We start from the raw sequence: 14,574 nt of genomic DNA, 5'->3' as shown, positions 1-14,574 counted from the left end.
ATACGGAACAATGGAATACAATTTCAGAGAGATTGAGAAGAAATGGCAGAAACAGTGGGCCGAGATGAAGACCTACCAGGTTACTGAAGACAAGAGCAGAGAGAAATTCTATGTGCTCAACATGTTTCCTTATCCATCGGGAGCAGGACTGCACGTGGGACATCCGCTGGGATACATAGCCAGCGACATCTACGCCCGCTACAAGAGGCTGATGGGATATAACGTGCTCAACCCCATGGGATACGACGCCTACGGACTGCCCGCCGAGCAGTATGCCATACAAACAGGACAGCATCCGGCCATAACTACGGCCGAAAACATAAGCAGATACCGCAGCCAGCTGGACAAGATAGGATTCTCGTTCGACTGGAACCGCGAGGTGCGCACCTGCGAGCCTAAATATTACAAATGGACACAGTGGGCATTCCAGAAGATGTTCAACTCGTTCTACTGCAACACTTGCCAGAAGGCACAGCCTATAGAGAAGCTCATAGAGCACTTCAGCCAGAAGGGCACCGAGGGACTCGACGTGGCACAGAGCGAGGAGATGAGCTTCACGGCAGCCGAATGGAACGCCATGAGCGAGAAGGAGCAGCAGCAAGTGCTGATGAACTACCGCATAGCCTATCTGGGCGAGACGATGGTTAACTGGTGTGCCGGACTGGGCACCGTGCTTGCCAACGACGAGGTGGTAGACGGCGTGAGCGTGCGCGGCGGATATCCCGTTGTTCAGAAGAAGATGATGCAGTGGTGTCTGCGCGTAAGCGCCTATGCACAGCGCCTGCTCGACGGACTCGACACTGTAGACTGGACAGAGTCGCTGAAGGAGACTCAGCGCAACTGGATCGGCCGTTCTGAAGGAACAGAGATGCAGTTTAAGGTGGCAGGACAGGACTGGGACTTCACCATCTTCACCACACGTGCCGACACAATATTCGGCGTAACGTTCATGGTGCTGGCACCTGAAAGCGAACTCGTAGAGAAACTTACCACACCTGAGCAGAAAGCTGAGGTGGACGCATATATAGAACGCACAAAGAAGCGCACCGAGCGCGAGCGCATCAGCGACCGCTCTGTTACGGGCGTGTTCTCAGGCTCTTACGCCATCAATCCGTTCACGGGCGAGAACATTCCTATCTGGATTTCTGACTATGTGCTGGCAGGATACGGCACAGGAGCCATCATGGCTGTGCCTGCGCACGACTCGCGCGACTATGCCTTCGCCAAGCATTTCGGACTGGAGATACGTCCGCTCATAGAGGGATGCGACGTAAGCGAGGAGAGCTTCGACGCCAAGGAGGGCACCGTATGCAACTCGCCTAAGAGCGGAGTGGAGACTCTCGACGGATTCTCGCTCAACGGCCTGAGCGTAAAGGAGGCTATAAAGAAGACCAAGGAGTTTGTAACTTCTCACAACATGGGCCGCGTGAAGGTGAACTACCGTCTGCGCGACGCCATCTTCTCACGCCAGCGCTACTGGGGCGAGCCGTTCCCGGTTTACTATAAGGACGGCATGCCTTACATGATTTCAGAAGACAAGCTGCCGCTCGAGCTGCCCGAGATTGACCAGTATAAGCCTACAGAGACAGGCGAGCCGCCGCTCGGACACGCTAAGAAATGGGCTTGGGACACAGAGAAGAACGAGGTTGTGGACAAGAGTCTGATAGACAACAAGACAATATTCCCGCTCGAGCTCAACACCATGCCGGGCTTTGCAGGCTCATCAGCCTACTATCTGCGCTACATGGACCCGCACAACGACAACGCCCTCGTGGGCGAGGAGGCCGACCACTACTGGCAGAACGTTGACCTGTATGTGGGCGGAACAGAGCACGCCACGGGCCACCTGATATACTCACGCTTCTGGAACAAGTTCCTGTTCGACCTCGGAGTGTCGTGCCAGGAGGAGCCTTACAAGAAGCTCGTCAACCAGGGTATGATTCAGGGACGCTCTAACTTCGTTTACCGCGTAAACAGCGACGACCACTCTAAGAAGCCGCTCTTCGTGAGTCTCGGACTGAAAGACAAGTATGACGTAACGCCTATACACGTTGACGTAAACATCGTTCACGGCGACGTGCTCGACACAGAGGCATTCAAGGCATGGCGCCCCGAATACAACGACGCCGAATTCATACTCGAAGACGGCAAGTATGTGTGCGGATGGGCTATAGAGAAGATGTCAAAGTCGATGTTCAACGTTGTCAACCCCGACATGATTGTCGACAAATACGGAGCCGACACGCTGCGTCTCTATGAGATGTTCCTCGGTCCGGTAGAGCAGAGCAAGCCTTGGGACACCAACGGAATAGACGGCTGCCACCGCTTCCTGAAGAAGTTCTGGGCACTGTTCTACGATCAGCGCACGGGCGAGTTCCTGCCCGACCAGAGCGAGCCTACGCCGGAGCAGTATAAGTCTGTCCACAAGCTCATCAAGAAGGTTACGCAAGACATCGAGCAGTTCAGCTACAACACCAGCATATCTGCCTTCATGATTTGCGTCAACGAGCTGCATCAGCTCAAATGCCACAACCAGGCATTGCTGACCGACGTGGTAGGCCTGATAGCTCCGTTTGCTCCGCACATAGCCGAAGAGCTGTGGCAAGCACTGGGCAACAGCGGCAGCATATTCGACGCATGCTGGCCCGAATACAACGAGAAATACCTCGTTGAGAGCACCGTTCAGATGGGTATAGCCTTCAACGGCAAGCGCCGCTTCGAGATGCAGTTTGCAGCCGACGCCGACAACGCAGCCATAGAGCAGGCTGTGATGGCCGACCCGAGAACGGCAAAATACATCGACGGCAAGCAGATAGTAAAGGTTATCATCGTGCCGAAGAGAATGGTCAACGTGGTTGTTAAATAACAGCCGCACCCATATCACTAAGGCAAACAGCAAAATAACAGGACACACACAGGCGGCAAAGGCCGGGCAACACAGCAGAGCCCGGCTCCTGAGCCGGCCTGACTCACTCACAGGAGCCGACGCGCTCATGATAAAACCGTTATGTCAACATAATTAAAAAGAAACACACTTTCACCTTAAAAAATCACAAGCCATGCAGAAGCAAATATTAATTCGTGAAGCCAAAGACTACTTCAACATCACCCTCGGGCTGATGCTCTACACGTTCGCCTTCACGGTGTTCCTCCTGCCTTACGAGATAGTTACGGGAGGTATAGCGGGAATCGGCGCCGTGGTGTTCTACGCCACGAAGTTCCCCGTTCAGTACACATTCTTCATAATCAACGCCGTGCTCATCGTGGCCGCGCTGAAGATACTGGGCTGGCGTTTCCTGATGAAGACCATCTACGCCACGTTCATGCTGACGTTCCTGCTCGACGTGGCCCAGAGAGTTGTCATCCAGCCCGACGGCACGTTCTACAAGCTGCTGGGCGACGGCAACGACTTCATGTCGCTCGTCATCGGATGTATGATGACCGGCACGGCCCTGGCCATAGTGTTCCTCAACAACGGCTCTACGGGCGGCACCGACATCATAGCGGCCTCGGTCAACAAGTACCGCAACATATCGCTCGGCCGCGTAATCCTGCTAATCGACGTGTGCATCATAGGCAGCTGTCTGTTTATCGACACGTTCGGTCCCGTGCAGTTACGCTGCCAGAAGGTGGTGTTCGGCTTCTGCACCATGTTCATCGAGTGCACCATGCTCGACTACGTGATGAACTGGCAGCGCCAGTCGGTGCAGTTCATGATATTCTCAAAGAAATATCAGGAGATAGCCAACGCCATAGCCACCACCACCGACCACACGATAACCATACTCGACGGTCACGGATGGTATACGGGCAAGGAGACCAAGGTGCTCTGTCTGCTGGCAAAGAAGAACGAGAGCGTGACGATATTCCGACTGATAAAGGTAATCGACCCCAACGCCTTTGTGAGCCAGAGCTCCGTGATAGGCGTATACGGCGAGGGCTTCGACCAAATAAAGGTGAAAGTGCCCAAGAAGATGAAAGACAATACGCTAAACGGCAAGTGACGGCAAAAGGCCGCTGCCGGGCGCACAGAGAAACAATAAAGAAAAGATGAAAATAGTTTTCGCAACAAACAACAAGAACAAGCTGGCCGAGATAAGAGACATGCTCGGCGACAAGATAGAAGTGATGTCGCTGGCCGACATCAACTGCCACGAGGACATACCCGAGACGGCAGACACGCTGGAGGGAAACGCCCTGCAGAAAGCCCGCTACGTGTTTGACAAATACGGCATGAGCTGCTTTGCCGACGACACCGGACTCGAGGTGGACGCGCTGGGCGGAGAGCCGGGAGTCTACTCGGCACGATATGCCGGCGGCGAAGGTCACGACAGCGAGGCAAACATGGCAAAACTGATGCAGAAGCTCGGCGACAACGACAACCGCAAGGCGCGCTTCCGCACGGTGATAGCCCTGATAACGGGCAGCGGCGACGACGGCGTGAAGCTGTTTGAAGGCGTGGCAGAAGGCGACATAATACGCGAGAAGAGGGGAGGAGAGGGCTTCGGCTACGACCCCATATTCCGCCCCGAAGGCTACGACAAGACATTTGCCGAACTGGGCCACGAGATAAAGAACAAGATATCTCACCGCGCCAGGGCCGTGCAGAAACTTGTAGAATATCTTAAACAGGCAAGCGGCAACAGATAGCCGCCTGCCTTTATATTATCATCACCGCCGCCGGAAAGCGCTGCGCAAAGCGCTCTGGCGGCGCAACGGCAATGCCGCTGAACGAAGAATTTTGGCATTTTATAAAACAAATCTTACCTGCCGGCGTTATATCATTGAGCAACAAGCCACAAGCTGTAAACAAAACAATTATGCGAAAAATAAACACCCATATCCTCAGACATATCATGTCATGCTGTCTGCCGTGCCTTTTTCTGCTATTATCAGTGCCGGCCAATGCAATAAGCGGCGGCAGCACAGACGGCTGGACCCTCTATCCAAGCTACGGCAACATAACAGAAATAGAGCCCACGGGCAAGGAGGTGTACGTGCTGGCATCCAACAGTCTGTTTTCGTATAACCCCGCAGACGGACTTGTTGCCACCTACGACAAGACAAATATGCTGTCGGACATCGAGATATCGCACATAGCATGGTCAAAATCGGCCGGCAGACTTATCGTTACCTACACAAACTCTAACATCGACCTGCTTTCAAGAAACGGCAATGTGATCAACGTGCCCGACCTCTACATGAAGGAAGCTACCTACGACAAGACAATAAACAACATTTATATATATAACCAATACGCCTATCTGTCGACAGCCTTCGGCATAGTGAAGATGAACGTCAGCAACGGAAGCATTGCCGACTCGTATCAGCTCGGATTCCAGGTTGACTACTGCTACATCGAGGGCAACTACATCTATGCTGCATCGAGCACGCAGGGCATCTACCGCGGCAACATGCAGGACAACCTGCTCGACAAAGGCAACTGGAGCCGCACGGGCGACTATGTGGCGCAGAACATAGACCGCACAAAGGTGTACGACCAGACCGACGGCACATGGTGGACCAAGACCGAAGACGGAAAGCTAACAGGATATAAGATAAACAGCGACAACGTGCCCGTGTATGTAACCGAAGGCGTTGCACCCGACGGCCCCGCATCCAACAACTTCTACCGCATATACATCAACAACGGAAGCCTCTACGGCGTGGGCGGCCTGTGGTCGCAGGAGACCGACGGCAACCGACCGGGCGAAGTTCACGTGTGGAACGGCGACAGCTGGTCGGAGTTTGAAAAGGTTACAACCGACAAGATAGGCCACAGCTACGTTGACGTGCTGTGCCTCGACTTCGACCCAACAATAAGCGGACACGTCATGGTGGGCGCCAAGAGCGGCATGTATGAGTTTCAGGACGGCAAGTTCGTGAAGCACTACAATTATGACAACAGCGACTTAAAATCAGCTGTAAATCCGGTGTCAAAAGATTACACAATTGTAAGTTCAGTTAAATATGATGCTGCCGGTAATCTGTGGATACTCAACTCCCAAGTTGGAAACAGTATTAAAAGCATTTCCAAGACAGACGGCAAATGGACAACATACCAACATTCAGAATTTTCACCAGAAAATAGTTTTGACCTTGAAAAAGCCTTTATCAGCAATACCAACGGCAAGATGTGGTTTGTCAACAACTATTACAACAACACCATACTTTACTCATACGACTATGCCAACGACGTGCTGACAAAATACGGACCGAGCATAATAAACCAAGACGGAACAAGCCTCGGCGCAAACTACATATTCAGTCCGGTTGAAGACAGGGAAGGAAACGTATGGGTAGGCACCAACGCCGGACCTGTTTATCTCTCGGCAAGCGCCATACAGAACGGCTCCACTTACTTCACGCAACATAAAGTGCCGCGCAACGACGGCACCAACTATGCCGACTATCTGCTATCGGGCATCGACGTGCGCGCCATAGCCATCGACGGCGGCAACCGCAAATGGATAGGCACCAACTCTAACGGAGTGTTCCTCATCAGCGACGACAACAACACGCAGATAAGCCACTTCACCACGGACAACTCGCCGCTGCCGTCAAACCTTGTGCAGGACATAGCCATCGACGGCAACACGGGCCGCGTGTATTTCGCCACAGACAAGGGCTTATGCTCTTATCAGAGCGACGCAACAGAGCCGACAGACGAGATGACCAAGGACAACGTCTACGCATATCCCAATCCCGTGAGACCCGACTACACGGGCCTGATAACCATCACAGGCCTTACCTACGACGCCGACGTGAAGATAGTAACGTCGAGCGGAGCACTGGTAAACAAGGGAAGAAGCACGGGCGGATCATACACATGGGACGGCTGCGACCTCAACGGCAAGCGTGTGGCATCGGGCGTGTATATGGTTCAGACGGCCACATCGTCGGGCGACAAGGGCACCGTGTGCAAGATTGCCATAGTGAACTGACGGATGTATAAAACAAAAACAGATAAACGTTTTCATTATAAAACATAATAATAAAGATAATTTTTGTCGCATAAAATGATTTCAGTCTGCATAGCCACATACAACGGTGAGAGATTTATCAGAGAGCAAATCAGCTCGATAATAAATCAACTCGGTAACGAAGACGAAATCATTATATCTGACAACGAATCTACCGATTCAACCATAGACATTATAAAAGAAATCGACGACAAAAGGATAAAGCTGATTAAAGGTCCTGAAAAAAAATCACCCACATCAAACTTTGAAAACGCATTGATGCATGCCAAAGGCGGATATATATTTCTATCAGATCAAGACGATGTCTGGAAAGATAATAAAATAAGCATTTGCATGCAGTATCTCAAACATTACGACTGCGTGATAAGTGATGCAGAAATGGTAGACGAGAATCTCAACATTATTGAAAAATCATATTATAAAGTACACAACACCAAGCAGTCACGCATTTATAACACCCTTATTAAAAACGGTTATATGGGCTGCTGCATGGCCTTTACAAAGAGGGTGCTCAAGGCATCTCTACCATTTCCGAAAGACATACCTATGCACGACATCTGGATAGGCAACATTGCCGCCTACAGATTCAATGTAAAGTTTATCCCAAACAAACTTATTCAGTTTCGTTGTCACGGCAGAAACAGTTCATTCACAGCATCAGTAAAGAGCGGAAATTCATTATTCCGGATGCTGATGATAAGATGGACGGTGATAAAATGTCTGTCTTTTAAATTCATTTTTTCATGAAATTAAGCATTATTATTCCGGTATATAACGTAGAAAAGACATTCCGGCGCTGCATCGACAGCGTGCTGTCACAGGGCATCGACAATTATGAAATACTTATAATTGACGACGGCTCGACCGACAACAGCGGAAATCTGGCTGACAAGGCAGCATCACTAAACAATAACATAAAAGTTTTTCATAAACCTAACGGAGGACTTTCTGACGCGCGCAACTATGGAATAAGCCGGTCAACGGGAGATTACATAACATTTGTCGACAGCGACGATTTTGTAGAAAATAATACTTATGCCAAACTTATGCCTATATTAGACGGACATAAGGAATACGACATATTGGAATATCCTGTGCTGCAAAATCCCGGATGCAAAAACGAACGGATGTTTAATCCCGGTACTACTGTATACGACAATGCCCTTGACTGGCTGTCGACAAATGGCCTTGAACACTGCTGGGCATGGAACAAGATATACAGGAAAGAGCTTTTCAGCAATGTGCGTTTCCCAAAAGGAAAAATTTATGAAGACGTATATAACATTGCAAGCCTTATAAAGCTCAACCCCGTTATAGCCACAACAGACAAAGGCATGTACAACTATTGCTGGAACAAAAGCGGAATAGCTGCCAAAGAAGCCCTCAACGGACTTACGTCTCTGCTTGAAGCGCAAATAAGCCTGACAAAGGAATTAAACCTCAACACACGGGAAAAGCGCTGGCACAGGCTTTATCTCAACATGCTGACATCGCAACTTTACTCTTACAGAAAAACAGGAAAAATATTACTCTGGCCACAACGGATACAGATTAAAAGTTATGCAGGAAACAAGGACTGGATAAAAGCCGTAATGCTAAATTTATTTGGTCTGAAACTATCTTGTAAAATTTTCAAACTAATTTCAAGACAATGAAAATAGCATATATTATTGAAGATTTCTATATAGGTGGCGGTGTTGAGCGCATAATATCCGAGAAGGCAAACATAATGTCGGAAGAATGGGGAAACGAAGTAACCATCGTTTCTATATATCGCGACACACCACGCCAAACATATAACCTCAACAAGAACGTCAGGCTGCTGTTTCTTGATGTTCCGATGGCAAAGAAAAGTAATAACACTATAACAAGAACCGTTAATCGAATAAAGACATTAGCTGATGCGGCAATAAAGTTAAACAGCACACTTTCAGAACTTAACCCTGACATAATATTCTTTGCAACCACGCTTAGCGCACTGCTTTTGCCGCTTTGCAATATAAAGTCAAAAAAGATATTTGAGTCGCACTCGGCACGCAGGTTCACGCCTTACAGCCGTATGTTCGGGCTAATGGAGCGAAAGGCCGACGCCGTGGTGTGCCTTACAGCCGACGACGCACGCGAATATAAGGCGGCAAAGAGGGTGGAGGTGATACCAAACTTTGTGAACACGCCCGACAAATATGTGGCCGACTATGGCGTGAAAAAGGCGATAGCCGTGGGCAGACTCGAACACGTTAAGGGCTTCGACCTGCTGATAGACTGCTGGAAGAATGTGGCCAAGGCATGCCCCGACTGGCAACTCGACATCTACGGCGAAGGCTCGCTGCACGACGAACTGCAACGACAGATAACAAGGTGCGGACTCGACGATAGGGTGGTGCTGCGCGGAAGGTGCGAAGACATGAACGAGGCTTACGCAAGCCACAGCATGCAGATTGTAACCTCGCGATACGAAGGGCTGTCGCTCGTGCTTGCCGAAGGACAGTCCTGCGGACTGCCCTGCGTGACGGTTGACTATATCTACGGCGCGAGAGACATCGCAGAAGACGGCTACAACGGCATTATAGTGCCTCAGAACGACTCAGAGGCTCTCACGCGGGCAATTATCCGCATGGCTGGCGACGAGGCTCTCAGGGCAAAATATGGGGCAAATGCGAGGCTCACAATCAACAAGTTTGACCGAGACAACATCATGAACAAATGGAAAGAGCTGATTGGCTCGCTTTGCGACAAGAAATAAGACGCTTTTAGGCAAGAAATAAGGCATAAATAATGACAAGCCGATTTAATCTGAACAAAAGAATATTATTTACAGACACAGGATATAAACAAAAATAAGCTGACAGACAACAACACGGTTCTGTCAGCTTATTTTTTATTATTTATCCCAAATCCGGCTGAAAACCTCAGTCTGTGTGCATTGGTTTGGGCTTGATGTATCTTTTTAATAGATATCAAATTCTCCGGCAAGCAGCCGTTCATACAGATGCTCATACTGTCGCGCCACTTTGCGGTAGTCGTGATACTTCTTTACGAAATCAATGCTCTGCTGCGACATCTTCTCCAGCAACTTGCGGTCGGTCAGCGTCCGGCGCAGCGTGTTCAGATTGTCTTCGTCGCGCCCCGGCCTTACATTTATTATAGGCCGCAGCTCGTCCTCGCCGATAAACTTATAGAACTCTTCCTCGCCGCCGCCTATCACCACTGTTCCACGCGCCATGGCAGCCAGCGAATTCATCGACGGCGTGTAGCTGTAGAGCTGATCCACCAGCACGTCGGTCTCACTGAGCATACGGCAATATTCGTCGTAGGGCACGCCCTCAACCGTATTAACCTCAATCAGTCCGTCGTTCTCCTTTGCCACCTGCTCAACCAGCCGCCCTATATAAGCGGCACCTTTAAGATAGTCGCGCTTGGGCTGTATGCCCACAAGCACCTTCAGCTTACGGCCGTCGGCGATATGCTTTGCGCGTGCTCCCTCAGGAATCTCTATGGGCAGAGGTATATAGTGCAGCTTGCCGTGGCTGAGCCATGAGCGGTAGCACAGATAATATTCGTAAAGGCACGCCACAAGAGCGTCAGACTCGCGGTTGGCAAAGCCGCTGCAATGGCGCACCGGCACCATATTCATCTCGGCTGTGCGCTCCTTGTTAAGCTCAACGTTCTGCGGCCGTCCGTCCCAGTATGTATCCGAATATTCGGGTACTCCTTCAGCCTGACTGTCTAATACCACGGGGTCGTCGCCGAAGCAGCCCTTGACCATATACCTGTTATGCCGTTTAAGAAAGCTGATAAGATGTCTGTTCCACCCCATCTTCAGCGGCACAAACTGATAGTTGTGTATCTGCACGATGTCGTTGCCCACAAGACATTTATAATGCCTCAAGAGCTGCCACAGCACTTTCAGTCCGCTCAGCTTTCCCCAGCGCATGTCTCTTTTCAGGTCGATGTCCCTCGGAGAGTTGTGCCAGTTGTTACCGTCAGACATCAGCACCACCTGATGACCGTCTTCAATAAGTCCCTTCTTCAAAGTGTTGTGCAGATAGCTTGCCTCACCAATTAATAATATACGCACGGATTTTTTGGAATTAAAAATTAAAAAGTAAAAATTAAAAAATTAAGGAGCAAAAATTAAAAGGCGGGAAAGAACGGAATGTCAGGAAACTAACGGCTTTGCGGCTTGCATGAAATAGCCGGCTAAAGTTTTCCGCTTTTTATTATCCCTTCATTCTTCCCAGCCTTTTAATTTTTACTTTTTAATTTTTAATTATGAACAGTCTCTAGCTCATCTCCAGCATGCGGTTTATCGGCTTCACTGCCTCGACTGCTATGTCGGCAGGAACGTCTACGCTGGGCCATTCATATTTAAGGGCGTTGTAAACTTTGAGCAGAGTGTTCATCTTCATGTATTCACACTCGTTGCAAGAGCAGCCTGCGGAGCCTTCGCTCACTTCGGGAGGCACGGGCAGGAACACCGTGTCGGGGCACTGGCGCTGCATCTCGAACAGTATGCCCGGCTCTGTTGCCACGATATACTCCTTGTCGGGATGTGCCACGGCATAGTCGAGCAGCACTGCCGTTGAGCCTACCACGTCGGCAAGCTTCACTACGGGACCCTTGCACTCGGGGTGAACCAGCACGATGGCGTCGGGGTGTTCCTTCTTCATCTCAACGATGGCCTGAGGCGAGAAGCGCTCATGCACATGGCATCCGCCGTTCCAGAGCAGCATCTCGCGGCCCGTAACGGCGTTGATGTAGCTGCCCAGGTTGTGGTCGGGTCCGAAGATAATCTTCTCGTCCTTCGGCAGCTGGTCTACTATCTTCTTCGCGTTGCCGCTCGTAACCACCACGTCGGTCAGCGCCTTCACGGCAGCCGTAGTGTTGACATAGCTCACCACGGTGTAGCCCGGGTGCTCCTGCTTAAACTTCTTGAGGTCTTCGGCGCGGCATGAGTCGGCCAGCGAGCATCCGGCGTTGAGGTCAGGACAGATCACCAGCTTTTCGGGGCAAAGTATCTTGCACGTCTCTGCCATGAAGTGAACGCCGCACATCACGATAATCTTGGCGTCGGTCTTGGCAGCCTTGCGCGCCAGGGCCAGCGAGTCGCCAATGAAGTCGGCCACCTTCTGCACCGATCCGTCGGTGTAGTAATGGGCCAGTATTATGGCGTCTTTCTCCTTGCACATTCTTCTTATCTCGGCGGCCAGGTCGGTGCCGTTGTCAGCAGGCTCATCTATGTAGCCCTTCTCTGTCCATTCTTCTTTAACCATAGTGTTTGTTTCTTTTGCCGTGTGTGCTTGTCCTGCTTTCAGGTTACCCTCAGGTTTCCACACCCACATAATTATTCTTATCCTTTGTTTTCCTTTTTTAAAAAAGAGAATGAGTTGTATGATATGCCGTTGATTTGTTCAAAACTTTAGGGCTGAAAGTTTGCTTATTTCGTTATCAACCCGTGGTTATGTGTTTTCAACATGTGCCATTAATATCTTCTGTCTGACTGTCAGGCGTTAAGGCATCTTATCCACAATTCTCCTGTCAGACTGCAAATTTAATAAGTTTATATCTTTTTTCGCCATTTATCTGTTGAAAACTTGCTTATTTTGTCTGTATAAAGGTGTTGATATACACGTGTATAATGTCGTGCCTGCGTGGCGTGTTGATATCCACATATTTTTCCAACGGTTTTCCACATGGTTATCAACAGGGTTTTCAACAGTGTCTCGGTGTTCTTTGTCCGCTGTGGCGTTTGTGCTTGTTTTCATGGCGTTTTCTGCGTTGTTTTCGGTCTGTGGCGTGGCTTTATCCCGGTTTTGGTGTTGCTTTATGCGTTTTTCGTGTTGTGATATGCCGTCTTTTGCCTTGCAACAGGTGGCTTTTTGCATTGCGATATGTGGCTTTTCGTGTGCTGAAAGATGTGCTTTCGGCTTGTTGATAAATGGTATTTATTTTGTTGATAAGTTTTGTAACGGCCTTAGGCTCACGCTTTTATGATATGTTGAAATCTTGTTGAAAAGTGCCGTTATGCTTATTCTTTTCGGTGTGTTTTTCTGATGTGCCTATCTCTTGTGAAGTTTTTTCAGCCGTTCCTTCAAGCTGTTCCAAAGCGACGTCTTTTTATATATGATAAAGAGCGAGGCGGCTGTGCTGACCATGGTGAGCATTATGCCGAGGCAGGCGCTCAGCAGAGTGTTGCCGATAAGTGTTGAAAGATATGCCGCTATGCCTATCGGCAGATGTATGGCGGCATAGGTGCATACGCCTTTCGAGGGGCGGTAGGCGTAGCGTGTGTGGGCATAGGTGTATATCAGCGTCAGCTCGAAGAGATACGATACGAGCAGTCCGGCGCCCGTGCCCGTCAGTCCCATCAGGCGGTATCCGCCCATCACGGCTGCCACCTGCATGGCTGCCGACAGCGTTTCGAGCACGAAGAAGGCCTTAGAGTGGCTCTTGGCGAGCGTCATGTAGGCTATGGGCAGCGTTATGGCCCTGAGGTACATCGACATGACGGCTATCTGAGCCATGGGCACCACGGGCGTAAACTTGCTGCTGTAGAGCATCGGCACCACCAGCGGCAGAGCCACGATGAGCAGCGTGAGCATCGGTGCCACGATGAGCAGCGACACCTCTATCTGTCGGTTGGCCGTGAGCTTCATGGCCTGGTTGTCGTGGTTGACGGCCGACAGGCGCGGAAAGTAGTCGGTCTCCATCGCCGAGAACACCATGCCCGAGTAGGTTATCGTAAGCACGAATCCCGCGTTGTATAGTCCCACTATGTCGAGGTCGGCTTCGGCGTTGAGCAGCGCGCGCAGCAGCATCTCGGCTCCGCTTGCCATTATGCCCGACATGATGAAGGCTATGCCCAGCCTTACCATCTCCATGCCTTCGCCCAGCAGGCCCTTGGTTCCGCTGAGCCGCAGCGGATAAGCCCTGTAAGAATACACCACCGTTATTATCATCGTGGCAAGCGCCATGAGTATTATCACGGGCACGATGCCGGTCCATCTGAACATCCAGTATATGGGCACGGATATCAGCAGCGAGGCTATGACCGACCATATCTGCACCACGGCGAGCGCCCTTAGCCGTCGTGTGGCCTTCAGTATGGCCGTCTCGCCGCCCGTTATGGCCATCAGCGCCACGGCAGGCGAGAGCAGCATGAAGTGGAGCGTGTGGTCGCCCCACGAGAAGGCGAGGCTGTTGAGCAGCGGTCCGGCGGCTATGCACACGAGCATGCCGAGCAGTGCAGCCACGAGGCTCCATGCCCTGACAATCCTGATGAAGCGCTCCATGCCTTCTGTGTCGCCCTGATCGTAGAGTTCTGATATGTGCTTTATCGCACTGAAGGATATTCCGAGGTTGGTGGCCTGCGAGATAAAGTTGACCGAAGAGTTGAGCAGCGACGCCAGTCCCATGCCGGCAGGGCCGAGCAGCAGGGCCGTAATCTTGTTGCGTACAAGGCCGATGATGATGTTGAGTCCCTGTACGCCGCCGAATATTCCAGTATATTTCAGCACATGTCCGTAGCTGTCTTTACTTTCGTCTTTATCCATTTAAGATATAGAACGGCGGAATTGGGGAAATATTGTTT

General features: G+C 50.6%; 10 protein-coding genes. 7 read left to right on the top strand and 3 right to left on the bottom strand.

The features are described 5' to 3' along the window. Window positions 1–10: 10 nt before the first annotated feature. From leuS to ACU52_RS11685, 7 genes are all read left to right on the top strand, one after another. Window positions 11–2,866 (top strand): leucine--tRNA ligase, encoded by a 2,856-nt coding sequence (leuS, locus tag ACU52_RS11720; protein WP_053398908.1) that lies wholly within the window; start codon window positions 11–13, stop codon window positions 2,864–2,866. Window positions 2,867–3,059: 193 nt separating this feature from the next. Then, window positions 3,060–4,004 carry a YitT family protein gene (locus tag ACU52_RS11715; RefSeq protein ID WP_021855820.1) on the top strand — a complete coding sequence of 315 codons (945 nt, stop codon included), beginning with the start codon at window positions 3,060–3,062 and terminating at the stop codon, window positions 4,002–4,004. A gap of 46 nt (window positions 4,005–4,050) precedes the next feature. Continuing rightward, window positions 4,051–4,650 carry a non-canonical purine NTP diphosphatase gene (locus ACU52_RS11710; protein WP_021855821.1) on the top strand — a complete coding sequence of 200 codons (600 nt, stop codon included), beginning with the start codon at window positions 4,051–4,053 and terminating at the stop codon, window positions 4,648–4,650. A gap of 170 nt (window positions 4,651–4,820) precedes the next feature. Continuing rightward, a complete protein-coding gene (porZ, locus tag ACU52_RS11700; RefSeq protein WP_239684921.1) occupies window positions 4,821–6,944 on the top strand; it encodes a type IX secretion system anionic LPS delivery protein PorZ in 2,124 nt (707 codons plus the stop codon). A 75-nt stretch (window positions 6,945–7,019) separates the two neighbouring features. Further along, on the top strand, window positions 7,020–7,730 hold the full coding sequence (locus ACU52_RS11695) for a glycosyltransferase family 2 protein (protein ID WP_053398905.1): 711 nt from the start codon (window positions 7,020–7,022) through the stop codon (window positions 7,728–7,730). After that, on the top strand, window positions 7,727–8,638 hold the full coding sequence (locus ACU52_RS11690) for a glycosyltransferase family 2 protein (protein ID WP_053398904.1): 912 nt from the start codon (window positions 7,727–7,729) through the stop codon (window positions 8,636–8,638). Before ACU52_RS11695 ends, ACU52_RS11690 begins: the two co-directional genes overlap by 4 nt. Continuing rightward, a complete protein-coding gene (locus tag ACU52_RS11685; RefSeq protein ID WP_053398903.1) occupies window positions 8,635–9,726 on the top strand; it encodes a glycosyltransferase family 4 protein in 1,092 nt (363 codons plus the stop codon). The genes ACU52_RS11690 and ACU52_RS11685 overlap by 4 nt, the downstream gene beginning before the upstream one ends. Window positions 9,727–9,930: 204 nt before the next feature. Here the strand turns inward: ACU52_RS11685 and ACU52_RS11680 are convergent, their stop codons facing one another. The 3 genes from ACU52_RS11680 to ACU52_RS11665 all read right to left on the bottom strand — a co-directional run bounded on the left by ACU52_RS11680 (window position 9,931) and on the right by ACU52_RS11665 (window position 14,536). Continuing rightward, on the bottom strand, window positions 9,931–11,061 hold the full coding sequence (locus ACU52_RS11680; RefSeq protein ID WP_147630858.1) for a glycosyltransferase: 1,131 nt from the start codon (window positions 11,059–11,061) through the stop codon (window positions 9,931–9,933). A gap of 205 nt (window positions 11,062–11,266) precedes the next feature. Further along, on the bottom strand, window positions 11,267–12,256 hold the full coding sequence (gene nadA / locus ACU52_RS11675; RefSeq protein WP_053398926.1) for a quinolinate synthase NadA: 990 nt from the start codon (window positions 12,254–12,256) through the stop codon (window positions 11,267–11,269). Between the two features lie 786 nt (window positions 12,257–13,042). Further along, window positions 13,043–14,536 carry an oligosaccharide flippase family protein gene (locus tag ACU52_RS11665; RefSeq protein WP_053398900.1) on the bottom strand — a complete coding sequence of 498 codons (1,494 nt, stop codon included), beginning with the start codon at window positions 14,534–14,536 and terminating at the stop codon, window positions 13,043–13,045. Between the last annotated feature and the right edge of the window lie 38 nt (window positions 14,537–14,574).

Source organism: Xylanibacter rarus (assembly GCF_001275135.1).
Lineage (GTDB): Bacteria > Bacteroidota > Bacteroidia > Bacteroidales > Bacteroidaceae > Prevotella > Prevotella rara.
Note: the sequence above shows the minus strand (reverse complement) of the source record. Positions and strands in the feature narration are given on the sequence as shown.